Origin of the sequence: Streptosporangium sp. NPDC000563 (genome assembly GCF_040299985.1) — a bacterium.
Classification (GTDB): domain Bacteria; phylum Actinomycetota; class Actinomycetes; order Streptosporangiales; family Streptosporangiaceae; genus Streptosporangium.
The window spans coordinates 1144696-1168711 of record NZ_JBEPDA010000001.1 but is presented as its reverse complement, the minus strand read 5'-3'; the positions used below and the strand labels follow the sequence as shown (position 1 = coordinate 1168711).

Here is a 24016-nt window from a genome sequence, read left to right as displayed (position 1 = left end):
CGGTCTCGTGGGTTCGGGTGTTCCGTCAGCGGGCGCGGGCGGGGACCACCCGTGCGCCCAGCTGTTTGAGCCGTGTCATGGGTACGGCGATCAGGACGTACGCGAGCAGTCCCCCGCCGCCGGCCACGCAGAGCTGGACGAACGCGGAAACCGCGGTCATCCCGCCGCCCGTCGGCCCGCTCGTCAGGCCGACGAGCGTCGTCGTGACGGCCGCCGCGACCACGGCGCCCAGCAGCGGGCGTACGAGGGCGGGCAGGATGGGGGCGAGACGCACCCCCGCGCGGCTCAGCAGCAGGGCCGACACCGGCAGGGCGACCAGGACTCCGGCGAGCGCGTGCCCGACCGCCGCGCCGCGGATGCCGTACCAGTGCGTGCCCGCCCACAGCGCGGGCACCAGCGCCACGGCCCAGGCGAGGTTCATCCACACGGTCGCCTTGGTGGCGCCCGCAGAGGTGAGGATGTCGAAGGCGAGGGAGGTGAGCATCCGTACGACCATCAGGACCGCCAGCAGCGCCAGGACCCCGGCGGCCGGTGCCCACTTCTCGCCGTAGAGGAACGCCACGATCGCCGGGGCCAGCGTGGCCGTCACCACGGCGACCGGCAGCACGAACGCGACCAGCAACGGCACCGACCGCTGCACTCCCAGCGACAACGACTCGGAGCGCTGCTCGGCCAGCCGCGAGAAGCTGGGCACGGTGACGTAGCGCAGGGCGGTCCCGATCACGCTGGGCACCCAGCTGGAGACGTTGAACGCGAGCAGGTAGAAGCCGAGGGCGACGGGGCCGAGCACGGCGCCGACGATGACGTAGTCGGCGTTCATCAGCACCGCCTCGATACCGAGCCCCAGGGCCAGCGGCGCCCCGAACCGCAGGAGCCTGACCGCCACCTCCCGGTCGAAGCCGACGCGGAACGGCAGCCCGGCCCAGGCGAGCACCAGCGCGCCGGTGACCGTGTTGGCAGCCACCTGCCCGCAGGCGAAGCTGTAGGCGCCGGCACCGTTCGCGGCGAGCGCGATGGCCACCCCGGCGTTGACCAGCGAGCCCGCGATGTTGGCCTTGGTCAGCCTGTCGTGCCCGAACCCGCGCATCAGCGAGCCCGCCCGCACGGCGGTGACGCCGTCGATGAGGATGATCACGGTGAGCAGCCGGACCACCGGGGTGGCCTCCGCGCTGCCCGCCAGCTCCGCGAAGTACGGGGCCACCACCCAGAAGATCCCGTACATCCCCGCGCTGAACACCACGGCCATCACCGTCGCCGTCGGCGCCATCTCCTCGACCCTGCCCCGCCACTGCACGGTGGCGGCGATGATGCCGACGTCGTTGACGTGCATGACGAAGGTGGTCGCGGCGAGCGCGATGGCGTAGAGGCCGAAGTCCTCGGGCACGAGGAGCCGGGCGAGCACCAGTCCCATGACGAAGGTGGTCGCCTTCGTGCCCAGGTTGCCCAGGAGACTCCAGCGCAGCCCGCGACCGGCCTTCCTGCCGATCGTCCCGACCTGCTCACCGGCGTCCCCGTCCTGTTCACGGTTCGGCTCGGTCCGCTGCTCCATCCGCGTCTTCCGCCCGTCTCTCCGTCTGGTTCGTCTGGTCCGTCTGGTTCGCCGCCTGTTTCACGGAACGGCCCGCTCAGCCGGGCTCCTCGACGCGTTCGAGCCAGATCTCCCGCCAGAAGGGGACGAACTCGCGCGGGCAGCTGACGTTGTACGCGCCCGCGCAGATGACGCCGTCGAGGATGATGCAGGGGTTCTTCATCCGGAGCATGCGGCCGGTCTTCTCGTCCAGACACTTCTCGACGCGGGCGCTCACCCGCGCGACGTGGCCGCAGTAGCGCGACATCTCCTCCTCGAACCCCATGCCGCGGTTGAGCAGGTCGTCGTTGAGCGTCTTGAGGATCTCCTCCTTGGACTTCACCCGGACGAGCTCTCCCGGCCGCAGGTCCAGGCTCAGCGTCGGCGTGGTGCGTCCCGCCTCGCCCCTGACGAAACCCCAGCGCATCCCGCCCTTGATCCACATCCACCTGGGCAGGACGCGCTTCGCCACCTGCTGGAAGCGGTTGAACAGCCCCACGAGGAACGAGCGCAGCATCCAGGGCACGCCCACGTTCCCGCTGCGCACGTCGGTGACGTACTGCCTGACGTCCTTGAAGGGCAGGCAGGTGGGCGCGGCGCGCAGCAACTCGGTCGCCTGGCAGGAGAAGCGCTCCTCCCCGTCGGGGCCCGGCTCCTTCCTGGTGGCGGCCTGCAGGATCGGCAGCAGGGGCCTGCCCGCGGCGAGACCGTTCCCACCGACGAAGGCGGCGGAGGAGGCGAGAGAGGAGGGATCCGGGATCGGGGAGGTCGGGGTCAGGGAGGTCGGAACCGGAGAGTCCGAGGCAGGGGAGGTCGGGTCCACCCGCTTGAGCCAGGCCTCCTTCCAGTAGAACTGGCAGGCCGTCTGGCAGCCGCCGTGCGCCTGCCCGTCGCAGCGGGCGCCACTCAGGTGGACGGCGCGCTCCATCCGCCGCATGCCGCTGCCGCCGATCGTGTCGCAGAGCTTGTGCGCCACCTTGTGCACGGTGAGCCGCCGCCCGCAGAAGGCGAGCATCTCCGGCATGAAGGGCAGCCGGTCCAGTTCCCCCTTCTCGTCCAGCGTGGCCATGATCTCGGCCTCGCCGAGCACCTCCACCGTCTCGCCGACCCGGAGGTTGAGCGCCTCGCCCGCCCGGGAGCCCGTCACGACCTGGAACCGCGTCACAGCGAACACTCCTTGAGAAGTCCCGAACCACGAAGGGCCCCTGCCGCCTCCGCCACGGCACGGAAGGGAAGATCCGAACGTTCCGCGATGTCCAGGAGGCTGTGCCTCCCGTCGGAGAGGTTCAGCACCCACAACATCGCCATCTGGGTCTCCTTGGTGTCGCTGCGCCCGCCCAGCGACCCGTACAGGCCCCGCCTGCCCAGCTGCGGTTCCCCGTACGGGCTGAGGTTGAGGTAGGCGCGGTTGTCCTCAAGCACCCGGGTGACCTCCCAGCAGGTCTCCAGGGTGTCGGCCATCGCCTCGGGAGAGACGAAGTCCGGGTTGTCGGCGGAGGTGTGATACTCCGGGTAGCCCGCGTACGGGGTCCTGGTGAGCGAGCCGACGGGCAGGTCGAAGCCGGGCGAGCAGAACTGCCGCTCGTCGTAGCCGTACGGGGAGAAGTCGACGACCGTGTGGGCGCGCCCCGAGCTTCGCAACACGTGCCGGACGGCCCTGTCGATCTCGGCGTCGCCCTGCCTGCTGCGCTTGTACGTCAGCGGGCCGCGGTCCCCCGCGCAGGCCAGCACCAGGCCGTGCCTGATCCGGCTCGCGCGTTCCCTGTTGCGCGCCAGCCAGCTGATCGCGCCGATGGTGCCCGGCGCGAACAGGAAGCGGTAGGTGTACCACGGGTCGGCGCCGGCGAGCCGCCGCGCGAGCCTCACCGCCACCGCGATGCCCGCCAGGTTGTCGTTGGCGAGCGAGGGGTGGCACACGTGACAGGAGACGAGCACCTCCTCGGCGACCCTGCCGGGCACCACGTGCTCGGCGTAGGTGAGGTGCCCGTCGGCGAGCGTGGAGTCGATCACGACCTCGTACGGCCCGTCCTCCAGGCTCTCCAGGGTGTCGTGGGCGAGGCAGAAGCCCCACGTCTCCGCGTAGTAGCTCGTGCGGTACGGGATCAGGGAGGGCTGCTCGGGGAGCGTGTGCAGGTGGGGCCGGAGCTCCTCCAGGGTCATGGTCGCCGCCACGGGGACGCTGTAGCCGACCACGTGCAGGTTGGAGGCGGCGAAGTCGACGACCCTGGTGCCCGAGGCGTCCTTGACGTAGGCGTCGCGGATGTTCCACTCCCTGGGCACCGTCCAGTCGAGGACCTGGGTGCCCGTCGGCACCTCGCGGACCTGCAGGCGGAGGAACTCCCCGACGACCTCCAGGGTGCGGCGCACACCGTCGCCGGTGATGCTCCTGCAGAGCGGGTAGAGCCGCTCCACGAGGTCGTGCATCTCCCGCGCCTCGCCGTTCACCTCCTCCGGCGTCTCGCCGCTCGTCACGCTCGGCGCCTCGGCGCCGCGCATCACGCTCGGTACCTCGTCACCGCTCATCACGCCCGGCGGCTCGCCGCCGCTCTCCTCCTCCGGCGTCTCGCCGTCGCCTCTCACCTCCGGCGCCACGCCGCCGTGCTCCGCTCCCGGTCTTCGTTCACCGCCCTCGCCCGTCACCGTTCACCGCCCCGCCCTGGTCGCAGCGCGCCGTCGACGGTCCCGGCCTCGCGGCGGGCCGACAGCCACGCCAGCCTGGTGAATCGGCGCCGGAAGGCGTCCTCGGTCAGGCCGAACCGCCCGTACGCCTCGACCAGCTCGACCGCGCCCGCCTTCACCGTCCACAGCGCCCGGTAGCCGGGAAGCGCGGCGCGGATGCGGGAGAAGTCGACCCGGTAGGAGCGCGGGTCGGCCCCGTTCTCCCCGGTGATCACGACCTCGGAGCCGGGCACCGCCTCCGCGACCTCGGCGGCGATCTCCGCCACCGTCACGTTGTTCTCCTCGGTGCCGACGTTGAACGCCTTCGCGTGAACGGCGTCGCGCGGCGCGTCCAACGCCATCGCGAAGGCGTTCGCGATGTCGGCGGCGTGCACCAGCGGGCGCCACGGGGTGCCGTCGGACAGCACCCTGACCTCACCGGACAACAGCGCGTGCCCGACGAGGTTGTTCAGCACGATGTCCGCGCGCAGCCTGGGCGAGAACCCGAACGCGGTGGCGTTGCGCAGGAACACCGGGCTGAAGTCGTCGTCGGCCAGCTTGAGCAGGTCGTTCTCCACCCGGACCTTGGAGTCGGCGTACGGGGTGACCGGGCGCAGCGGCGCGTCCTCGTCGACCAGGTCCGAGCCGGAGGCTCCGTAGACCGAGCAGGTGGACGCGTACAGGAACCTGCGTACGCCCGCGTCACGGGCCAGCCTCGCCAGGCGCACCGCCGCGCGGTGGTTGATGTCGTAGGTCAGCTCGGGCGCGAGCGCGCCCAGCGGGTCGTTGGAGAGCGCGGCGAGGTGCACCACCGCGTCGATCCCCGCCAGCGCCTCGGGGGTGACGTCCCGCAGGTCGACCGCGTGTCCCGGCGGGTCGTCGGGCGCGGGACCCAGCAGGCATCCGGCGAAGAGCCCGGAGTCGAGCCCGGTCACCTCGTGGCCCGCGGCGGCGAGCACCGGGGCCATCACACTCCCCAGGTAGCCCTGGTGCCCGGTCAGCAGCACGCGCATCCGGTTCAGCCTCCAGCCAGGTCGAAGGTCAGCTTGTTGACGTGGAACGCCTCGGCGTAGCGGGCGTGGCACTCGATCCCGCGGATGCGGGCCAGTCCCAGGAACGCCTCGCGGTCGAACCAGGAACGGTGACGCTGCGAGGGGTAGTGGCGGTGGAGCAGGCCCACCTTCGCCTCGGCGATCTCCGGGGTGAGCGGCTGGTAGGCCGTGGGCCGCCCCAGGTCCCCGTCCCACTTGGCGATCTCGTAGCCGAGCACCTGGTGGTCGCGGAAGGCCGTGGGCACCAGCTTGGCCAGGCCCCGGTGGTCCTGGTGGGCGTCGGCGGGGTTCGGCGCGAACAGCAGGTCGGGGTCGGTGCGCGCCCGCAGCTCCTCCACCGCCGCCTTCGCCTCCTCCCAGTGCGCGGGCAGCCGCCCGTCGGGAAGCTTGAGCACGGTGAGCCGCAGGTCGGCGCCGGGGCAGAACGCGTCGAGCGCGGCGCGTTCCTCGTCCTCGCGCTCGGTCCCGCCACCGGAGAGCACCAGGGCGTCCACCTGGACGCCGGGGCGCGCGGAGCAGAGGGTGAGCAGGCTGCCGCCCGCCCCGATCGCCAGGTCGTCGCAGTGCGCGGCGAGCAGCGCGATCCGGCCCGTCCTGGCCGCTCTGAACCGGATCACGTGACCGTCACCGCCGCGGGCCCGCCTTCGAGCACCGCCGCCGACTCGTACCCCGGTGCCTGCCCGAGCACCGGCGCGGGCTCGCGCTCCGGGGCCGTCACCGGTCCGGGTACGAGGTCACGCTTCGAGGCCGTCACGGGTCCGGGTGCGGGCTCGCGCTCCGGGGCCGTCACCGATCCGGGTACGGGCTCGCGCTCCCACAGCGCCCAGGGGCGGTCGCCGCGCGAGTACGCCTCGTCGAGGGCGACCCGCTCCTTGACCGTGTCCGTGGGCCGCCAGTAGCCGCGGTGCGGGTAGGCGAGCAGCCTGCCGCGCTTGGCCAGCTCCGCGCAGCCGTCCGCGACCAGGTCGCCGCCCTCCGGGATGTGGTCGAAGATCTCCTGGCGGAGCACGAAGTATCCGCCGTTCACCCAGAGCGGCATCTCGCTCACCGGCGTGATCCCGCCGACCGTGCCGCGCTCCCCCAGCTCGATGCAGTGGAAGGTGTCGGCGGGCGGCACCACCATCATCGACGCGCCCGCGCCCGACCGGGCGAAGCGGTCGACGATCTCCGGCAGCGGCGCGTCGGTGAGCACGTCGGCGTAGTTGGCGAGGAACATCTCCTCGCCGTCCAGGTGGTCGCGGACCCGGCGCAGCCGCTCGCCGATCGGGGAGGCGATCCCGGTCTGCACGAACGAGATCGACCACTCGGAGATGTCGGTGGACAGCAGCTCGACCCTGCCCGCGCGCAGGACGAAGTCGTTGGACGTCGTCTCCTGGTAGTTCAGGAAGAAGTCCTTGATGTGGTGCGCGCCGTACCCCAGGCAGAGGATGAACTCCGTGTGCCCGAAGTGCGCGTAGTAGCGCATCACATGCCAGATGAGCGGCCGTGGCCCCACGAGCTGCATGGGCTTGGGCACGTCACCGGGGGTGCCGGTGCGCATCCTGGTGCCGTATCCGCCGCAGAAGAGGACGACCTTCACGGGTTCACCTCGACGATCTCCAGATCGGGGATGGGGAAGACCAGCCGGCCTCCCCAGGCGTGCACGAAGGACAGCTGGTCGACGAGCTCGTCGCGGAGGTTCCACGGCAGGACCAGCACGTAGTCGGGCCGCTCCTCGGCGAGCCTCTCCGGCGGCAGGATCGGTACGCGCGTGCCGGGGGTGAACCTGCCGTGCTTGTACGGGTTGCGGTCGACGGTGAAGGGAAGCAGGTCGGGCCGGATGCCGCAGTGGTTGAGCAGGGTGTTGCCCTTGCCCGGCGCTCCGTAGCCCGCGACGGTCCTGCCCTCGCGGGCGGCGTCGAGGAGGAAGCCCAGCAGGTCCCGCCGCACCCGCGCCACCCGCTCGCCGAACTCGGCGTACCCGGACAGCTCGTGCAGACCGGCGGCCTTCTCCGCCGCGAGCAGCGCGGCCACCCGCTCGCTCGGCCCGTCCGGCGACCCGTTCCGCTCGCCCGACCCGTTCTGCCCGCCCTGTCCGCCCGGCCCGGCTTGTCCGCCCGGCTCCGCCCGGACGCCCAGCCTTCCCCGGACGTCCAGCTCCCCTCGGACGCTCAACTCTTCCCGGACGCCCGACTCTCCCCAGGCGCCCGGCTCCCGCTGCGCGTCCACGGCCTCCACCGGTCTCGCCCACAGCCGGATCGAGCCCCCGTGCGTGGGCAGCGACTCGACGTCCACGAGAGCGAGCCCGCCGGCGGCGAGGGCACGCTGGGCGGAGGCGACCGTGTAGTACTGGAAGTGCTCGTGGTAGATCGTGTCGTACTGGTTACGCTCCATCAGGGTGAGCAGGTGCTGGACCTCGATGGAGACCCAGCCGTCGTCGGCCACGAGGGCGCGCAACCCCCGGGTGAAGCCGACGATGTCCGGGATGTGGGCGTAGACGTTGTTGGCGACCACCAGGTCGGCGGGGCCGTGCTCCGCGCGCACCGAGGCGCCGGTCTCCGGGCCGAGGAACGCCGTGACGGTCGGCACCCCGGCGTCCCTGGCGGCCTGGCCGACGTTCTCCGACGGTTCGACGCCCAGGCAGCGGATGCCCCGCTCGACGACGTGCCGCAGCAGGTATCCGTCGTTGCTCGCCACCTCGACCACGAACGACCCGGCCCCCAGCCCGAGCCGCTCGGCCGCCCCGCACACGAACTCCCGCGCGTGCTCCACCCACGAGGTGGAGTACGAGGAGAAGTAGGCGTACTCGGTGAAGGTCTCCTCAGGAGTGATCATCGGCGGGATCTGCGCGAGCCAGCAGGCGGTGCAGACCCGCAGGTGCAGCGGGTAGGTGACCTCGGGCTCCTCCAGCTGCGGCGCGGTGAGGAACCGCTCGCAGGGCGGTGTCGCCCCGAGGTCGACGACGCTGGCCAGGCTCGTCGAGCCGCACAGCCTGCAGGTTGTCATGAATGCGCTCCCTCGCCGCGTGACGCGGTCCGACGGTTCTCCGACTGGGTCCTTCTTCTCGCGCCCGACGACCGGGTCCCGGCCGACCGGGTCCCTGCCGACCGGGTCCCTGTCGGCCAGGTCCCGCCCGGCGGGGTCCCGCCCGGCCTCTTCCGTGCCCGGCCCTCGACACGGACGCCCCCGCTAGCCCGCCGCGAGCACACGGGACTCCCTCAGCGCCTCTTTCCAGTGCCGCATCGGCGGCAGGCCCGCCCTGGGCCAGCCGTCGTGCCCCAGCACGCTGTACGCGGGCCGGGGCGCGGGACGCGTGAGGTCCTTGGAGGGGATCTCCTTCACCCGGCCGGGATCGGCGCCGAGCAGCGTGAAGACCTCCCTGGCCAGGTCGTACCAGCTCGTGTGGCCCGAGTTGGTGGCGTGGTAGACGCCGGGCGGCGCGTCGCTCACCGCCAGGTCGACGATCCTCGCCGCGAGGTCACCGGCCCAGGTGGGCTGGCCGAACTGGTCGCCGACGACCTCGGGGGCCATTCCCTCGCCCTCCAGGCGCATCATCGTGCGGACGAAGTTGTGGCCGGTCGCGGCGTACAGCCAGGCCGTGCGCACCACGTAGCCGCCGTGCGGCAGCACCTCCAGCACGGCGCGCTCACCCGCGAGCTTGGTCCTGCCGTACGCGTTGACCGGGCAGGGCCGCGCGTCCTCGGGGTAGGGGTCCAGCGCGGTGCCGTCGAAGACGTAGTCGCTGGAGGGCTGGATCATCCGCGCGCCGACGCGCCCGCACGCCTCGGCGAGCGGGCGCACCGCGGTGCCGTTGACCGCGAGCGCCTCGTCCTCCCGCGTCTCCGCCTCGTCGACGGCGTTCCACGCGGCGCAGTTGACCACGACGTCGGGCCTGCAGGCCGCGATCAGGTGGCGTACGGCGGACGTGTCACAGAGGTCCAGCTCGTGCCTGCCGAACGCGAGGAAGGGTTGTTCCTCGGCACGCAGGCGGGCCTCCAGCTCGGTCCCGAGCATGCCGGAGGCACCGATGATCATCCAGCGGGTCATCCGGCCGTCCCTCCTCGCCGTCCGCCCACCGCACCGGCCATCTCCGCCGGACCGGCCGAACCCATCGGCCCCACCGGGGCCGTCGAACCGGCCGCGCCCCCCGGACCCGCCGCACCGGGCGCATCCGCGCCGCCCGACGCCGGGCCGGCGCCCGCCGCCTCCGCGGCGGCCTCCCACCAGCCGGGGTTCTCCCGGTACCAGCGGACCGTCTCCGCCAGGCCGCGCTCGAACGGCACGGACGGCCGGTAGCCGAGCGCGCGGAGCCTGGAGTCGTCCAGGGAGTAGCGGCGGTCGTGCCCCTTGCGGTCGGGGACGCGCTCGACCATGTCCCATCCGGCGCCGCAGGCATCGAGGAGCCGGGCGACGAGCTCGACGTTGCTCAGCTCCGCCGTACCGGCGATGTGGTAGACCTCGCCGGGTGCGCCGCGCTCGGCGACGACGCGGATGCCCGCGCAGTGGTCGTCGACGTGGACCCAGTCACGGACGTTGCCGCCGTCACCGTAGAGCGGGACCCTGCGTCCCCGCAGCAGGCGGGTGACGAAGAGCGGGATCAGCTTCTCCGGATACTGGCGGGGGCCGTAGTTGTTGCCGCAGCGCGTGATGGAGACCGGCAGGCCGTGGGTGATCGCGTACGCCTGGGCGATCATGTCTCCGCTCGCCTTCGCCGCGGAGTAGGGCGAGCGCGGGCCGAGCCGCGCGCCCTCGTCCCAGGAGCCCTCGTCGATCGACCCGTACACCTCGTCGGTCGAGACCTGCACCACCCTCGGGGTGCCCGCCTCCAGGCAGGCCTGCATCAGCGCCTGCGTACCGAGGACGTTGGTCCTCACGAAGTCGGCGGCGCCGTCGATCGACCGGTCGACGTGGGACTCGGCGGCGAAGTTGACGACGAGGTCGTGGCCGGGGACGAGCCCCGCCAGGAGTTCGGTGTCGCAGACGTCGCCGTGCACGAAGTCGTGGGGCGTCCCCTCCAGGTTGGCCCGGTTTCCCGCGTAGGTGAGCTTGTCGAGGACCGTCACGGCGGCCCCGCTCGCGGCGAGCAGCCGGGCGAAGTGGGAGCCGATGAATCCGGCTCCCCCGGTGACCAGGACCTTCGACGGGGTGCTCGACGCAGTGTTCGACGGGGCGGAGGTCGTCCCGCTGTCGGCTGTTGTCATGAACTGATCTGGACCTTGCTGTGATCGCCCAGCACGAGACGGTGGGCTCTGGGGGTGGTGGGGGCGGGGGTGACCTCGACGTCGTGGCCGATGAGGGACGCCTCGATGCGCGAGACCCCGGCGATCGAGGACCTGGGCAGGACGATCGAGTACTCGATCTCGCTCGCGCTGATCGCGCAGTCCGCCGCGATCGAGGTGAAGGGGCCGATGTAGCTGTCGCGGATCCGGGCTCCCGGGCCGATGATCGCGGGTCCGACGACGCGGGACCGCTCGATCGTGGCGCCCTCCTCGACGACCACCCGGCCGATCAGCTGGCTCGCCTCGTCGACCAGGCCGTCCAGGCGTGGCCGCAGGGACTCCAGCACCAGCCGGTTCACCTCCAGCATGTCGGTGACGTTCCCGGTGTCCTTCCAGTAGCCGGAGATGACGGAGGACTCGACCCGCCGCCCGTCGGCGATCAGCCAGTGCAGGGCGTCGGTGATCTCCAGCTCTCCCCGCCACGACGGCTTGAGCTCGGCCACCGCCTCGTGGATCGCGGCGGTGAACAGGTAGACGCCGACCAGTGCGAGGTCGCTCTTGGGCACGGGTGGCTTCTCCTCCAGGCCGATCACCCGGCCGGCGGCGTCGAGCTCGGCGACCCCGAACTGCCGGGGATCTCCGACCTTGGTGAGCATGATGTGGGCCGCGGGCCGCTCGCGGGCGAAGCGCTCGACGACGTCGTTGATGCCGCCGACGATGAAGTTGTCGCCGAGATACATGACGAAGTCGTCGTCGCCGAGGTAGTCGCGGGCGATGAGCACCGCGTGGGCCAGGCCCAGCGGTGCCCGCTGCCGGACGTAGGTGACCTCCAGGCCGAACGCGCGGCCGTCGCCGACGGCCGCCTCGATCTCGGCGTGCGTGTCGCCGACGACGATCCCGATCTCGCGGATGCCCGCGGCGGCGATCGCCTCCAGCCCGTAGAAGAGCACGGGCTTGTTGGCGACGGGGACGAGTTGCTTGGCGGAGGTGTGGGTGATCGGCCGCAGCCGGGTGCCCGACCCTCCGGCGAGCACGAGTGCTTTCACTAGTAGGCCCCTTCTCCGCCGGTCACGGCGCCCCAGGTCTTCCAGAGGATCTGCAGGTCCAGGAAGAGCGACCAGTTCTCGACGTAGCGGAGGTCCAGGCGCACCGACTCCTCCCAGGTCAGGTCGGAGCGCCCGCTGACCTGCCACAGGCCGGTCATGCCCGGGCTCACGACGAGGCGGCGGCGTACGTCGGCGCCGTACTGCCTGACCTCGTCGGGCAGCGGAGGGCGCGGGCCGACGAGGGACATCTCGCCGCGCAGCACGTTGAGCAGCTGGGGCAGTTCGTCGAGGGAGTATCGGCGCAGGAAGGCACCCACGCGGGTGATCCTTGGATCGTTCCTAATCTTGAACAGGACGCCGTCGAACTCGTTCTCGCGCTCCAGGTCGATCTTGAGCTGCTCCGCGTCGACCACCATCGTGCGAAATTTCACGACCTGGAACTCGGTGCCCCCCTTACCGACCCTGACCTGGCGGAAGAGGGCGGGCCCCGGGCTGGTCGCGCGGATCAGCGCGGCGATCACCAGCATGGGCGCCCCCAGCACCAGGAGGGCGAGACCCGCCCCCGCCCGGTCGAACAGGCTCTTCGCCAGCCGCCGGGCGCCGCGGAAGTCGGGGTGCTCGACGTGCAGCAGCGGCATGCCCGCGACCGGGCTGATGCTGATGCGCGGGCCCGCCACGTCCATCAGCGCGGGGGCCACGAACAGGTCGGTGCGGGCGTCCTCCAACCCCCAGGCGAGCCTGCGCAGCGCGGCGCCGTCCAATTCCGGACAGGCCAAAACCGCGACGGCGTCGGCGTTGACCTCGGCCACCACCGTGGGCACGTCGGAGAAGTTGCCGAGGACCGGAACCCCGTCGATCTCCACCAGGTCGGGACCCGCGGGCAGGCACGCGGCGACGACGGTCATGCCGTGGTGCGGCTGCCTGCGCAGCTGCATCACCAGGTCGAGCACCGACTCCCGATGGCCGACGGCGACCACGTGACGCATGTAGTCGCCGCGCGAGCGTCTGCGGTGCAACCGTTTACGCATCCGGTAGCGGAAGAAAAGCGTGAGAGTGAAAGCGAGCGGGAACATCGCCATGACAAAACTTCGGGCGATCGGAGTTTGCGTGACATACGCACCGATCGCGACCGCCGCCGTCAGACCGGCGGCACCGTTGAAAACCGCTCGGAATTCGTCCGTACCCTCACCGTGCGTACGCCGGCGATAGGCGCCTCCGGACACCAGGGCGAGCGGCCAGATCAGGGCGAGACCCAGCCCGAGCAGGGCCTCCTCCACCGGGATGAAGGCGCCGAACCACAGGCGAACGCCCAGAACGGTCTCACAGGCGATGACAGAGCACGCGATATCCCCGGCGAGGAGGATGCGGACATAGGATCGCGTCCAGATGCTCGGAGCGGTGCGTGCGGGACCTTTGAGAAGCCCGATGACGAGCTCCTCAGTTTCCACTCTCATATCACCCCATCCCACCCGAGATGCCCCGAGGCAGCCAAATAAGGCGCCGCGCATCTCATTCAATGGCTGACAGCATCCCCTAATGCATCAGGAGCGTGGATACCCTAGGAAATCCTAGTGATCACTATTGATTAGGGGAATACCGGCCACTGTCCACTATTGGACGAAGTGCGGCAGAGATGGCATCTTGACGGAACGATCCAAACGTGTAAGTTTGGCCGCCGCATTTGACAGCAATGCGGGAATCAGTCGTATTCGAAATCCGGAAGAGCAGAAGGTGGTTCTGGACTGCGCCATACGACGACATAATCGTCGGGCGCGGACTCCACCGCCGCGCCGAGCCGGTCGAGGTCGAAATCCGGGAGATATCGAAGACGGGCGAGGAAGGTCGCGTCGGTCGCCGAGTGGGGCACCACACACCCCTGACCTTGTCGATCGAGAAGGATGTACAGGATGTCCGAGTCTTCTGAGCCGTCCGGGTCCGTATCGCCCACTATCCGCACCTCGACGACGTCCTCCCACGCGAGGGCGTCAACGCTGCCGTCCTCGTAGTGACGGGTCACGCCTTCTTCGGTGACATACACGTAGGAGTCCGGCACTGAGTTGCCGTGCATGGGCGCGATTGTGACGACTTCAGGGCTCCGCGTGCAATAGAGCCATGCAAGTCGGTCCCTAATGATCACCCCAGCCGTGGTCGAGATGCGCCGCGACCGCCTCCCTGGCGGCCTCCCGAGACCCCCCGCCGATCGCGTCGAGCAGATTCCGGTGCTCGGCGACCAGCACGTGCCGGTCGGAGTAGACGACGCGCAGCCTGACCAGGCCGAGCCTGGTCTCGGCGGCCAGCATGCCGTAGAGCCGCTCCAGCCGAGGGCTGCCCACCGCGACGACCAGCGCCTGGTGCAGGGCCATGTGCTCGGCCACCATCTCCGACCAGGGAGCGTCGGCGGGCAGCGCGGCCATCCGCGCCAGCGCGGCGTCGGCCTCCCCGACCCGCCGCCCCGCCAGCGAGGTGGCCGTCAGCTCCTCCAGCGGGCGCCGGACGAACATCAGGTCGTCCAGGTCCGCCACGGTCACCTCGGCCACCTGGGCACTGCGGTGCCGTTCGCGTCTGAGCAGCCCCTCGTGCACGAGCACGGCGAGTGCCTCGCGGACGGTCGGGCGGGCCACCCCGTACAGGGCCGAGAGCTCCTGCTCCGGCAGCGTGGTACCCGGGGCGATCTCGCCGGACAGCACCCGCCGGCGCAGAGCGTCGGCGAGCGCGCCGACGGCGGAGACAGGATGGATCGGGAGAGTCACGCCGACGACCCTATTGCCGTTACCTGTGAGTGCGCTTCGGTAAGCGCACTCACAGGCGGCTTCCGGCCTGCGCCGGAGCGTTCCCCCGGCTTCCGGGGCGGACGCGCTCCGGCAGGGAGACCGCGGCCAGGCTGGTGCCGACCAGGACGAGCCCGGCGACCGAGGTGGGCGTGAGCCGCTCACCGAGCACGACGACCCCGAGCAGGGCCGCCACCGCCGGCTCCGCCAGGGCGAGAGTGGCGGCGGTCGCGACCGGGGTCGTGCGCAGCCCTCTCCCGTACAGGAAATAGGCCAGCGCGGTGGTGGCGCAGCCCAGGTAGAGGGCGGCGAGCAGGCCGTGCGGCTCGGCGAGCCAGCCGGTGCCCCTCCACAGCAGGACGGGCACCATGACGACGGCGGCCCCGCCGAACATCAGCCCCATCACCGCGTCGGAGGGCGCGCCCGCTCCGATCGCCCGCGCCGCGGTGACCGCGTAGAAGGCGTACAGCAGGCCGCCGAGCAGCGCGAGCAGGACGCCGTCGGCCCGCACCTCGCCTCCCCCGCCGGTGAGCACGGCGCAACCGGCGATCGCCACCGCGGTCGCCCCCGCCCAGCGGCGGCCGGGCCGCACCCGGCCGAACAGCCAGGACAGCAGCCCGGTGAAGACGGGACCGCTGCCGATGGCGACCACGGTGCCCACGGCCACCCCGGTCCTGCTGACCGCGGCGAAGTAACACAGCTGGTACGCCGCCACGGCCACCGCCGCCGCCACGAGCGCGCCGGGGCGTGCCGTGGGGCCGCGCCCCGGACCTCCGTCGTCCCCCCGCCCTCCGGAGGGACCCGCGGAGGAGCCCCCGGAGGGACCTGCGGAGGAGCCCCCGGAGAAGCCTCCGGGGGAGAGCAGGAGACGCGCGGCGGGAGCGGTGGCGGCCGCGAGGACCAGGCCGCCGATCACCAGGCGGGCGGCGGCGAGGGAAACGGGATCGACCCCGGCGACGAGCAGGCCCGCGGTTCCCGCCGTCCCCCAGAGTACGGCGGCTCCGATCACGGCGATTTTCATAGGGTGATTGTAGGCATATTGTCTGACAACCAGACAATAGTATTTCGACCTGGGCGGGGAGTCCGGGAACGCAACGAGGTGAGGGTGAGGAGCCCGACAGGCGGTGAGCAGCGAAGACACGCCCGTCACCCTGTTTTCGCGGGTTCGCGCGCGGGTAGTTCGGCGGGGTGAGATCTCCCAGAGACAGTGCCGACCACTCGGCTCAGGGGGCAGGGCCGATGACGACCAGAGGCGCCGCCCACGAGACGGGCGACCGCACGGGCGTGCCCGCCGCGACCCGCCGAGGGCGACGATGACCACGGTGTCCAGGGGGGCGTTCCGCCACGGGCCGGCCACGGAGGTCCGGTCCATGCTCGGCGGCGCCACGCCGCACCCGCTGGACGGCGTGAAGATCACCACTTCGGCCGAGGCGATGGACGCGATCGCCGAGGCCCTCGACCTGCCGGGCACCTTCGGGCACAACCTCGACGCGCTCTACGACGTGCTGACCGACCTGTCGTGGCTGCCGCCGGGCGAGCACGCGCTGATCTGGTCGGAGCCGTCGACGCTCCGGGCGGAGGACCGCCCGGCCTACGACGCGATTCTCACCGTTCTCTCCGAGGCCGTCGCCGACGGCACGACGGGAGAGTCCTTCTTGTCCGTCCTGATCCTGACCGACTGAGCCGTCGCCACGCAGTGGGCGCAGAAGGCGCCCTGCCTGCCTTCGGGACAGCTGCAGTGCCAGCGGAGGGCCTCGTCGACGAGCCGGAAGTCGACGCACGCGGCGCCGTCGTCCACCTCGGCGGTCACCCGCGGCGGTCCGAACCTGACCAGCTGCACCGCTCCCGCCCTCGCCAGCTCGCCGCCACGGGCCAGCGCCGCCAGGTCGGCGCGCTCGGCCTCGGTTTCGATCAGGTCCGCGATCTTCCGCATCGTCGACCCCCTCCTGTTCGATCATCCCGGAGGCACTCATGAGGGACTCGTGATTCCGGACCGCCCATGAGGTGCTCGTGGTTCTGGGGCAAAGTAACGTGATAAATCATCTCAACGTGACTCGCGTGCACGCCTGGTCCCAAGTGACCCACATTGCTATGTTTGGCCATTGTCAACCACGCATCTCAAGGTGTGCGAGGTATTATGGCCAGCCGAAAATACTCAATCAGGGTAAAGATTTTCGCCTTACTCTTGGTACCTATTATATCCCTTGTAGCGATTTGGGTATTTGCGGCCAACCTCACGGTGCAGGACGGGCAGGAGCTACTCAAGATCCGTAGTGGTTACGAGCACGTGGTCGCACCCACCAGGAAGGTGACCACCGCGCTCCAGCACGAGCGGATGCTCTCGCTCTCCGTCCTGGGAGACGTCGGCGTCCCGCGCTCGCAACTGGACGCCCAGCGCCTGCGGACGAACGGCGCCCGAGCCGAGCTGGAACGACTCACCGCCGAAGTCCGTCCCGACCTCACCCCCGCCACCTGGGACCGCCTGAGCCGGCTTCTGGCCGCGCTGAACCGGCTCCCCGAGATCCGCAGAGGGGTCGACACCCGCACCGAGCCCCGGTTGCGGGTCCTCGACGCCTACAGCGGGATCATCGAGGCCGCCTTCGACACCTACGAGAAGATCCGGATATCCGCTGACATGGAACTGACCGACCAGACGCGGGCCCTCGTCATGGTCGGGCGGAGCCGGGAGATGCTCAGCCAGCAGGCCGCGCTGATATCGGGGGCCGCCGTCGAGGGGACCATGAGCCCCGGGGAACGCGCGAGGTTCGGTCAGCTGGTCACCGGCCGCAGGCTCCTCTACTCCATGGGCTTCGACCAGCTCGACCCGGAGTTCCAGTCGCTCTACACCCCGCTGCGCGACTCCTCCGACCACTCCTCGTTCGAGAGGATCGAGGACGCCGTCGTCGCGTCGGCCGTGCCCGAACCCGCCTGGGCCGGGATCGCCGGACGGCTCTCCGACGACTTCGACAGGCGCGCCGGGGACGTCGGCACGCGCATCAGCGAGCGGACGGCGCCCCTCGCCAGGGACATCATGGTCCGGATCGGCCTCGCCGCAGGGCTCGGCCTGGTCGCGGTCGGGCTGTCCGTCTTCGTCTCGGTACGGTTCGGCCGGAGGCTCGCCGGTGAGCTCGTCGGCCTCCAGCAGGCGGCGCTCGACCTCGCGGGCAAGCGGCTGCCGGACGTGGTCCAGCGGCTCCGGCGGGGCGAGGAGGTCTCCTCGGAGACTCCCGAGATCAAGACGGACGGCACCGCCGAGGTCGCCGAGGTCGCCAGGGCGTTCTCCTCCGTACAGCGGACCGCGGTCGAGGCCGCCGTCGGCCAGGCCCGGATGCGCACGGGCGTCAACAAGGTCTTCGTGAACCTCGCCAGGCGCAGCCAGTCCCTGCTGTACCGGCAGTTGACCATGCTGGAGGGCATGCAGCGGCGGACCGACGACCCGGCGGCCCTTGAAGGCCTTTTCCGCCTGGACCACCTCACCACCCGGATGCGCCGCCACTCCGAGGGGCTGCTCATCCTGTCCGGTGCCGCCCCGGGACGGGGATGGCGGGACCCGGTCACGATCTACGACGTGGTCCGCGCCGCGATCGAGGAGGTCGAGGACTACCCCCGCGTGACGATCGGCGTCCCGCACGGCCCGTCCGTGGTCGGCGCCGTCGCCACCGACGTGATCCACCTCCTCGCCGAACTGGTCGAGAACGCCGCGATGTTCTCTCCCCCGAACACCTCCGTACGCGTCCACGGCGACACGGTCGCGAAGGGCTACGCCATCGAGGTCGAGGACAGAGGGCTCGGCATCTCCCCCGAGGAGACCGCCCGGCTCAACGCGCTGCTGGCCGACCCGCCCGAGTTCGACCTGGCGGACAGCGACCGGCTCGGCCTGTTCGTCGTCGCGCAGCTCGCCGTCCGGCACGACATCCGCGTCTTCCTGCGGCCCTCCCCCTTCGGCGGCACCACGGCGATCGTGCTGCTCCCCGGAGAGCTGGTGGTCGAGCCGGCCGATCCCCGGTTCATCCGCTCGGTCGAGGTCGAACGGTTACCGTTACCCCCGGGCGACGAACTGCCCAGACGGGTGCGCCAGACCGTACCCGCGGAACGCCCCTCCCAGGGAAGCACCATCGCGGGAACCCGGGAGGCCGACGGGGGTGCCGTCCCGAGCGGCGTGTCCGGAGCGCTCCCCGACGGATGGCCGCACGGCGGGAAGTCCGGGCAGGAGGATGGACCGTGACACAGGAGCGCCCGGACGACCGGGAGCACGGCCCGATCATCCGCCCCTACACGATGACCCGCGGCCGGACCAGGGTCGCGGGAGCCTATTTCGACCTCATGTCCGTGGTGGTGGCGGTCGACCCCCACCGGGGGCCGCGCCCTTCGGCCGGACGCGGTGACCTGGCGAACGGCGTGGTAGCGGTCGGCGACCCCCGTCAAGGGCTGCAGCCCGAGCATCTGGCGATCCTGGACGCCTGCCGCGCGCCGACCCCCGTCGTCGAGCTGGCCGCGCGGACCGCCCTCGCCGTCGGGGTGCTCCGGGTGCTCCTCGGCGACCTGCGCGAGAACGGCCTGATCGCCGTACGGCCCCCGGCACCCCCGTCCGCGATCCCCCGCGAGAACCTGCTCCGTGACCTCCTCGCCGGTCTCAGAAGCCTCTGAACCACCGTCTCGTCACCGAGCGAGGGGCGCCGGCGACCGAGTGCCGCCGCTCGATCGGTCAGTCGGTGGCCAGGCGGGCGTGCCGCTCCACGTCGTAGCGGACACCCTCGTAGCTGATCTTGGCCCGCTCGACGCCCTCGGACAGGAATCCGGCCCTGGTCGCCACCGCGCAGGAGGCGGTGTTACCGACCCGGTGTGCCAGCTCCAGGCGGAACAGGCCCCGCTCCCCGAACGCCCACTCGGTCATCTTCCTGGTGGCGGCCACGGCGACCCCCCGCCCCCTGGCGCGCGGAAGCGTCCAGTAGGAGACCCAGCCGGTGCCGTGCGCGTCGATGTTGCTCACCGCGACGTTTCCCACGACCTCGCCGTTGGAGACCACGGCGAACGCCCGCGCGTCATCACGAAACCCCCACAGCCCCATCCACTCCAGCGCCGCCTGCGCGGTGTCGATGGGCCGGGCCGCCTGATCCGCCATGTCCGGAGAGCCGAACGCGTCGAGCACGACCGGCATGTCGTCGGGCCGCCATCCGCGCAACTCCACTTCCGTCATCCGTGCAGGGTAGTACCCGTTGACCGGCCCGTGAAGTGCTCGGACACCGAATCCGGGGAGGGGGAGCGGCGCCGTGCGGCCGGGGTGGGCCGGGCAGGAGAAACAGATCCGGTGAGAGCGGTTTCGGGGACGACGGGACGGCCTTCACCGCGGCCGGCCGTACCGCCGCCCTGAAGGGCCTCGTCTCAGCCTGGGTCGGAGGAGGGCTCCGCGTCCGGGGCGGACGGGACCGCGGACGGTGAGGGCTCCGCGCCCTGGGCGGACGGGGCCCCGGATCGGGGAGCCTCCGCGTCCGGGACCGCCGGAGTCACGGACGGTGTAGCCTCCGGGGCCTCCGGGGTGACGGCCCGCAGCGACGCGGGGACGTCGGGGTCGAGGGAGAACGCGCTCGCGAGGCCGGTGACCGTCAGGATCCGTTCCAGAATCCCGTGAACACCGGCCAGCCGTAGGCAGCCCCCCGCCGCACTCGCGCGCCGCTGGACCTCCAACATGGTCCACAGCCCGGTGGAGTCGCAGAATCTCAGAGCGGTGACATCGAGGATCAGGTTCCCCACCCCGGCGTCCAGCTGCGTGACCAGGACATCGCGGAGCCGCGGACTGGACAGCTTGTCCAGCTCACCGGCGAGCACGGTCACCGAGGCGCCCTCGTGCCTGCGAACCGAGAGATCAAGCCGCGTCGTCATCCCCCACGATCCTTATGCCGGTTGAGCCGAGGCTATTTTAAAGATCTTGGTGAGAAGGCCCTCTCCGGCCAACTGCAACCCGCCCGTAAGCGAATCGCGTCCTGGGCTTGGGACCCTCCGGACCCGGCGCGCGGCTCCCGCGTACGGAAATCGTCCACATCGGATGGGGGGTCGCAGATAGATCTAGGGCGTGTGGGGCACTCAGCAGCTATGAGCGACGATTCGGAGAGCCGCGACTTCACCGGGAAGGGGCTCGGCGACGAACTTTCCAACCGACCGAAGACAATGGGAGAGATAGCCGTGAATCTGGCTGTTAGCGAATCACTCGCCAATCACGGTCACCACGCGCTGGTCAACGCCCACGAGGCGGCGGCGAGCAGCCACCAGCTCATGGCAGAGGCGGGGGTGGGCGATGTGGAGGAGCATCTCGATCTAGCGCGATGGCATCGCTGGTGCGCCATCGTGGAGGATCAACTGGCCGACGAGGCGGATCAGAAGACTCCCGCCAAGCGGAAAAGGGACCACTGAACACGACGGGCGACACCGAGGGGGGACCACCGGCGCGGGGACCCGGCAGGAGATCGGCTCACGCGGATCTTCTCGGCAGGTAGGGCACCGCGGCGTTCCAGGCGCCACGGCCCAGGGCGCCGGTGGATCTTCTTCACCAGCTCGGCGTGCTCCGGAGCCTCGTCGAGGAACGCCTCGGCCGAGTGTCCGACCCGCCCTCCGTCGCCCACGGATCGAGCGCCCCGAGCGCCCGCCGCCAAGCAGGAACACGACCGTCTCGTCCCCCCGAACTCCCCGAGCGGTCGCGATACCAGCGGTAATACAGTCATCTCCAAGTGCCGGATGCGAGAAATGAGGGGCCGTCCGATCGGCACCCGGCGACCTCGCCCACTCCCCACCCGCACCACGAAGCACTGGAGAACGCTCATGACCACCGTCTTTCCCCCGGCGGAAGACCTCGGCGGAGGGCTGGAGACCCTGCGCCACCAGATCGTCGGTCCCGTCCTGACCCCCGGGCAGGACGGCTACGACGAGGAGATCGCCGGATTCAACACCGCGGTCCCGCACCGGCCCGCCCTCGTCGTGGGCGCCACCGGCGCGGAGGACGTCGCGGCGGCGATCCGCTTCGCGGCGGCCCACTCCCTTCCCGTCGCCGTACAGGCCACCGGCCACGGCGCGGTCCAGGCGGCCGACGGGGCACTGCTGATCAACACCTCCAGGATGCGCGAGGTCACCGTCGATCCTTCCGGCCGCAGCGCACGGATCGGCGCCGGCTCTCGCTGGGCCGACGTCATCGAGCAGGCGACCCCGCACGGCCTGGCACCCCTGAGCGGCTCGTCGTCGGGTGTCGGAGCGGTGGGCTACACGCTGGGCGGCGGCATCGGCCCCATGTCACGGACCTTCGGCTTCGCCGCCGACCACGTACGGGAGATCACCGTCGTGACCTCGGACGGCACGATCCGGGTGACGGACCGGAACACCGAGCCCGACCTGTTCTGGGGGCTGCGCGGCGGCAAGGGCAGCCTCGGCGTGGTCACCTCCATGGTCGTCGACCTGTTCCCCGTGTCGACCCTGTACGGAGGCTGCCTCTACTTCGACGCCGAGGACACCCCGGCCGTCCTGCACGCCTACCGGGCCTGGACCGCCACGCTGCCGGAGACCACGACCACCTCGGTGGCGATGCTGCGCCTGCCCCCGCTGCCCCAGCTCCCGCCGCCGCTGCGCGGGCGTTTCGTGACCCACCTGCGCTTCGTCCACCTCGGCGACGCCCAGGAGGCGGAGGCCCTTCTCGCCCCGATGCGGGCCGTCGCCGAGCCGATCTTCGGCGAGATCGGGCAGATGCCGTTCGGCGCGATCGACTCCGTCCACCGGGACCCGGTCGACCCGATGCCGGCCTGGGACCGCGGCGCCCTCCTGCGCGAGCTCGGTGAGGAGACCCTGGAGGCGCTCCTCGCGGTGGCGGGCCCGGCGGCCGACGTGCCCCTCGCCGTCGTGGAGCTGCGCCACCTCGGCGGGGCGCTGGGCCGCGAGCCGCACCTCCCGAACGCCGTGGGCGGGCGGGACGCGGCCTTCTCCCTGCTGGTGATCGGCGCTCCCGTGCCGGAGCTGCTGGACACCGTCGTCCCCGCCGTGGGCGGTGCCGTGATCGACGCCCTCGCTCCCTGGCAGACCGGCGGGACGCAGCTCAACTTCCACGGGTCGGCGCTCGCGCCCGCCGATCTGTCCCGCGCGTGGCCGGAGCCGACGCTGCGCAGGCTCGCCGCCCTCAAGGACCGCTACGACCCGACCCGGATGTTCCGCTTCGGGCACGTCGTGCCCCGCGTCTGAACAGCGACCATCCAGCCGTCAGGCCCGTGCTGTTCGTTCACGGCCATCACGCGATATTCGAGTGTCGTCACGAACTCTGAACGATCGCGTGGTGGCCGTCTTCGTGCGAATCTGCCTGCCGAAGATCGCGAAGTGTGTCAGGCGGTGGTGCGGTAGATGTCCCGCTGCCACCCGCCGTGTTGGGAACAGACTCCGCTGAGCCCGCCCGACATGCTCACCGTGTTGTCCTTGCACATGACCAGGTAGCCCGCCCCGTTGCGGAAGTTCTCGATGCACTGAAAAACCAGGCACGCCTCCTCCGCCGGCGGATACACCCGGTTTCCCGTGGGGCAGAACGTGAACCCGTAGTTGTTGGGGGGCGCGGCGCAGAACGGGCCGGTCGGCTCCACGGAGGGCGGCAGCGTGGGGGGAGGTGTCGGCCAGGGGGTGGGCGTCAGCCAGGGAGTGTGTGTCGGTGTGGCGGTCACCGTGGCGGTGGCCGTCACCGTGGCGGTGGCGGTGGCGGTGGCGGTGGCGGTGGCGGTGGCCGTGACGGTCGCGGTCACCGTGGTGGTCACGGTCTCGGTCACCGTGATCGTGGTGGTCACGGCGGGGGGCGTGGGTCCCACGGTGACGGTCACCCGGGGCGCGGGGGTGGACTTCGTCGGCTTCGGCTTCGTCGCGGAGACGGAGAAGGTGCCGCTCTTCTTGTAGGCGCCGACACCGAGATACGTCTCCTGCCAGGCCGTCCGCCCGGCGTTCACCGACAGGGCGGTCGTCACCGTCCGGCACTTCTTCTTCAGGCAGACCCGTTGTTTCACGGAGAACCGCCTCGCGGCGCCGTACCCGTTCGTCACCTGCACCCTGAGGTAGGACTTGCCGCCGACCTTCGTCACGGAGGTCTTGACCACCCGCTTGTCCGCCGCGGTGAAAGCGGTGCTCAGCCCGCTGTCCACAGGCGTGGAGGCGCCGCTCACGCCCCCGCCCGCCTCCGTGAAGCTCCTGATCTCCTGCTTGTCACTCGCGGCGGGGCTCACGGCCGAGGCGGAGAAGGTGTCTCGGATGTCGATGGAACCCATCCAGCCGATGACGGCGATCAGGGTGCCAATGGCCGCCACGGACAATACGAAAGCTCTCATACCACCACAAGTATCCCGTATACCAGAATCGCTATTGATAAGTGATTTATTAATACTTATACCACTTACCTCGGCCGGTTTCCGCCGATTGGAACCTTCCACGGCACACGACTCATTTCTTTTCGCCGCAGACAGGAACCGGGTCACCGTGGAGCTGCGTACAGCCGTCTCCACAGGTGCGGCCGGGTACGGCGGGCATGGCCGCGCCACGACAGCCTCCACCCCGAGGACTTCGGCGCGCCTCCCCTGCACGTCCGACTTCTCGCCGTGCCCGCCGGCGAGGACTGACGGCGCGGCCGGGCAGCGCCCCCTCTCCCGCACCGGAGCGGGCCTCGCCGGGGGACGCGGAGGGCGAGCGGGCGCCGCCGGACGGGAACGCGGACGCCGACCGGCCG

At 71.1% G+C, this 24016-nt stretch carries 23 protein-coding genes; 5 read left to right on the top strand and 18 right to left on the bottom strand.

Features of this window, described 5'->3' with window-relative positions:
• Positions 1-25 precede the first annotated feature (25 nt).
• The 14 genes from ABT352_RS05555 to ABT352_RS05490 all read right to left on the bottom strand — a co-directional run bounded on the left by ABT352_RS05555 (position 26) and on the right by ABT352_RS05490 (position 15310).
• Positions 26-1549, bottom strand: coding sequence for a lipopolysaccharide biosynthesis protein (locus ABT352_RS05555; protein WP_350942732.1), 1524 nt, complete (start codon positions 1547-1549; stop codon positions 26-28).
• 76 nt (positions 1550-1625) lie between these two features.
• Entirely contained in the window at positions 1626-2732 is a 1107-nt protein-coding gene (locus tag ABT352_RS05550; protein ID WP_350942730.1) for a hypothetical protein, read from the bottom strand.
• Entirely contained in the window at positions 2729-4159 is a 1431-nt protein-coding gene (locus ABT352_RS05545; protein ID WP_350942728.1) for a DUF4910 domain-containing protein, read from the bottom strand. The genes ABT352_RS05550 and ABT352_RS05545 overlap by 4 nt, the downstream gene beginning before the upstream one ends.
• A 44-nt stretch (positions 4160-4203) precedes the next feature.
• On the bottom strand, positions 4204-5238 hold the full coding sequence (locus ABT352_RS05540; protein WP_350942726.1) for an NAD-dependent epimerase/dehydratase family protein: 1035 nt from the start codon (positions 5236-5238) through the stop codon (positions 4204-4206).
• Between the two features lie 5 nt (positions 5239-5243).
• A complete protein-coding gene (locus tag ABT352_RS05535) occupies positions 5244-5894 on the bottom strand; it encodes a PIG-L deacetylase family protein (protein WP_350942724.1) in 651 nt (216 codons plus the stop codon).
• Positions 5891-6856 (bottom strand): sugar phosphate nucleotidyltransferase, encoded by a 966-nt coding sequence (locus ABT352_RS05530; RefSeq protein ID WP_350942722.1) that lies wholly within the window; start codon positions 6854-6856, stop codon positions 5891-5893. The genes ABT352_RS05535 and ABT352_RS05530 overlap by 4 nt, the downstream gene beginning before the upstream one ends.
• On the bottom strand, positions 6853-8262 hold the full coding sequence (locus tag ABT352_RS05525; protein ID WP_350942721.1) for a class I SAM-dependent methyltransferase: 1410 nt from the start codon (positions 8260-8262) through the stop codon (positions 6853-6855). Before ABT352_RS05525 ends, ABT352_RS05530 begins: the two co-directional genes overlap by 4 nt.
• A gap of 183 nt (positions 8263-8445) precedes the next feature.
• Positions 8446-9303 (bottom strand): dTDP-4-dehydrorhamnose reductase, encoded by an 858-nt coding sequence (gene rfbD, locus ABT352_RS05520; protein ID WP_350942719.1) that lies wholly within the window; start codon positions 9301-9303, stop codon positions 8446-8448.
• The gene (gene rfbB, locus ABT352_RS05515; protein ID WP_350942717.1) at positions 9300-10457 is read right to left on the bottom strand and encodes a dTDP-glucose 4,6-dehydratase; all 1158 of its coding nucleotides are present in this window, start codon (positions 10455-10457) and stop codon (positions 9300-9302) included. Before rfbB ends, rfbD begins: the two co-directional genes overlap by 4 nt.
• Positions 10454-11521: a glucose-1-phosphate thymidylyltransferase gene (locus tag ABT352_RS05510; RefSeq protein WP_350942716.1), complete on the bottom strand. Its 1068-nt coding sequence runs from the start codon at positions 11519-11521 to the stop codon at positions 10454-10456. Before ABT352_RS05510 ends, rfbB begins: the two co-directional genes overlap by 4 nt.
• Positions 11521-12975 (bottom strand): sugar transferase, encoded by a 1455-nt coding sequence (locus ABT352_RS05505; protein ID WP_350942714.1) that lies wholly within the window; start codon positions 12973-12975, stop codon positions 11521-11523. Before ABT352_RS05505 ends, ABT352_RS05510 begins: the two co-directional genes overlap by 1 nt.
• A gap of 245 nt (positions 12976-13220) precedes the next feature.
• Positions 13221-13589, bottom strand: coding sequence for a hypothetical protein (locus tag ABT352_RS05500; protein ID WP_350942713.1), 369 nt, complete (start codon positions 13587-13589; stop codon positions 13221-13223).
• A 58-nt stretch (positions 13590-13647) separates the two neighbouring features.
• Complete coding sequence (locus ABT352_RS05495; protein ID WP_350942711.1) at positions 13648-14271, bottom strand: GntR family transcriptional regulator; 624 nt, start codon at positions 14269-14271, stop codon at positions 13648-13650.
• Between the two features lie 49 nt (positions 14272-14320).
• Positions 14321-15310: a DMT family transporter gene (locus ABT352_RS05490; protein WP_350942709.1), complete on the bottom strand. Its 990-nt coding sequence runs from the start codon at positions 15308-15310 to the stop codon at positions 14321-14323.
• Positions 15311-15602: 292 nt separating this feature from the next.
• Between ABT352_RS05490 and ABT352_RS05485 the strand changes: the two genes are divergently transcribed.
• Positions 15603-15971, top strand: coding sequence for a barstar family protein (locus tag ABT352_RS05485; RefSeq protein WP_350942708.1), 369 nt, complete (start codon positions 15603-15605; stop codon positions 15969-15971).
• Here ABT352_RS05485 and ABT352_RS05480 read toward each other — a convergent pair.
• The gene (locus ABT352_RS05480; protein WP_350942706.1) at positions 15881-16222 is read right to left on the bottom strand and encodes a hypothetical protein; all 342 of its coding nucleotides are present in this window, start codon (positions 16220-16222) and stop codon (positions 15881-15883) included. The genes ABT352_RS05485 and ABT352_RS05480 overlap by 91 nt on opposite strands.
• Before the next feature lie 306 nt (positions 16223-16528).
• Here ABT352_RS05480 and ABT352_RS05475 point away from each other — a divergent pair, with 306 nt between their 5' ends.
• Positions 16529-18514 (top strand): sensor histidine kinase, encoded by a 1986-nt coding sequence (locus tag ABT352_RS05475; protein ID WP_350942704.1) that lies wholly within the window; start codon positions 16529-16531, stop codon positions 18512-18514.
• Positions 18511-18936: a DUF742 domain-containing protein gene (locus ABT352_RS05470; protein WP_350942703.1), complete on the top strand. Its 426-nt coding sequence runs from the start codon at positions 18511-18513 to the stop codon at positions 18934-18936. The genes ABT352_RS05475 and ABT352_RS05470 overlap by 4 nt, the downstream gene beginning before the upstream one ends.
• Positions 18937-18994: 58 nt before the next feature.
• Here the strand turns inward: ABT352_RS05470 and ABT352_RS05465 are convergent, their stop codons facing one another.
• On the bottom strand, positions 18995-19486 hold the full coding sequence (locus tag ABT352_RS05465; protein ID WP_350942701.1) for a GNAT family N-acetyltransferase: 492 nt from the start codon (positions 19484-19486) through the stop codon (positions 18995-18997).
• Between the two features lie 185 nt (positions 19487-19671).
• Positions 19672-20169 (bottom strand): anti-sigma factor antagonist, encoded by a 498-nt coding sequence (locus tag ABT352_RS05460; protein ID WP_350942699.1) that lies wholly within the window; start codon positions 20167-20169, stop codon positions 19672-19674.
• A 210-nt stretch (positions 20170-20379) separates the two neighbouring features.
• Between ABT352_RS05460 and ABT352_RS05455 the strand changes: the two genes are divergently transcribed.
• Together ABT352_RS05455 and ABT352_RS05450 are read left to right on the top strand one after the other, a co-directional pair.
• Positions 20380-20697 (top strand): hypothetical protein, encoded by a 318-nt coding sequence (locus ABT352_RS05455; RefSeq protein ID WP_350942697.1) that lies wholly within the window; start codon positions 20380-20382, stop codon positions 20695-20697.
• Between the two features lie 405 nt (positions 20698-21102).
• On the top strand, positions 21103-22503 hold the full coding sequence (locus ABT352_RS05450; RefSeq protein WP_350942695.1) for an FAD-binding oxidoreductase: 1401 nt from the start codon (positions 21103-21105) through the stop codon (positions 22501-22503).
• Positions 22504-22640: 137 nt separating this feature from the next.
• On the opposite strand, the gene ABT352_RS05445 is transcribed toward ABT352_RS05450, so the two are convergent.
• A complete protein-coding gene (locus ABT352_RS05445; RefSeq protein ID WP_350942693.1) occupies positions 22641-23600 on the bottom strand; it encodes a hypothetical protein in 960 nt (319 codons plus the stop codon).
• Between the last annotated feature and the right edge of the window lie 416 nt (positions 23601-24016).

Excerpts from the sequence above, each read along its gene's own strand:
- ABT352_RS05555 (WP_350942732.1), bottom strand. The coding sequence starts at position 1,549 with ATGGAGCAGCGGACCGAGCCGAACCGTGAACAGGACGGGGACGCCGGT.
- ABT352_RS05540 (WP_350942726.1), bottom strand. The coding sequence starts at position 5,238 with ATGCGCGTGCTGCTGACCGGGCACCAGGGCTACCTGGGGAGTGTGATG.
- ABT352_RS05525 (WP_350942721.1), bottom strand. The coding sequence starts at position 8,262 with ATGACAACCTGCAGGCTGTGCGGCTCGACGAGCCTGGCCAGCGTCGTC.
- rfbD (WP_350942719.1), bottom strand. The coding sequence starts at position 9,303 with ATGACCCGCTGGATGATCATCGGTGCCTCCGGCATGCTCGGGACCGAG.
- rfbB (WP_350942717.1), bottom strand. The coding sequence starts at position 10,457 with ATGACAACAGCCGACAGCGGGACGACCTCCGCCCCGTCGAACACTGCG.
- ABT352_RS05505 (WP_350942714.1), bottom strand. The coding sequence starts at position 12,975 with ATGAGAGTGGAAACTGAGGAGCTCGTCATCGGGCTTCTCAAAGGTCCC.
- ABT352_RS05500 (WP_350942713.1), bottom strand. The coding sequence starts at position 13,589 with ATGCACGGCAACTCAGTGCCGGACTCCTACGTGTATGTCACCGAAGAA.
- ABT352_RS05490 (WP_350942709.1), bottom strand. The coding sequence starts at position 15,310 with ATGAAAATCGCCGTGATCGGAGCCGCCGTACTCTGGGGGACGGCGGGA.
- ABT352_RS05485 (WP_350942708.1), top strand. The coding sequence starts at position 15,603 with ATGACCACGGTGTCCAGGGGGGCGTTCCGCCACGGGCCGGCCACGGAG.
- ABT352_RS05480 (WP_350942706.1), bottom strand. The coding sequence starts at position 16,222 with ATGCGGAAGATCGCGGACCTGATCGAAACCGAGGCCGAGCGCGCCGAC.
- ABT352_RS05465 (WP_350942701.1), bottom strand. The coding sequence starts at position 19,486 with ATGACGGAAGTGGAGTTGCGCGGATGGCGGCCCGACGACATGCCGGTC.
- ABT352_RS05460 (WP_350942699.1), bottom strand. The coding sequence starts at position 20,169 with ATGACGACGCGGCTTGATCTCTCGGTTCGCAGGCACGAGGGCGCCTCG.
- ABT352_RS05455 (WP_350942697.1), top strand. The coding sequence starts at position 20,380 with ATGAGCGACGATTCGGAGAGCCGCGACTTCACCGGGAAGGGGCTCGGC.
- ABT352_RS05450 (WP_350942695.1), top strand. The coding sequence starts at position 21,103 with ATGACCACCGTCTTTCCCCCGGCGGAAGACCTCGGCGGAGGGCTGGAG.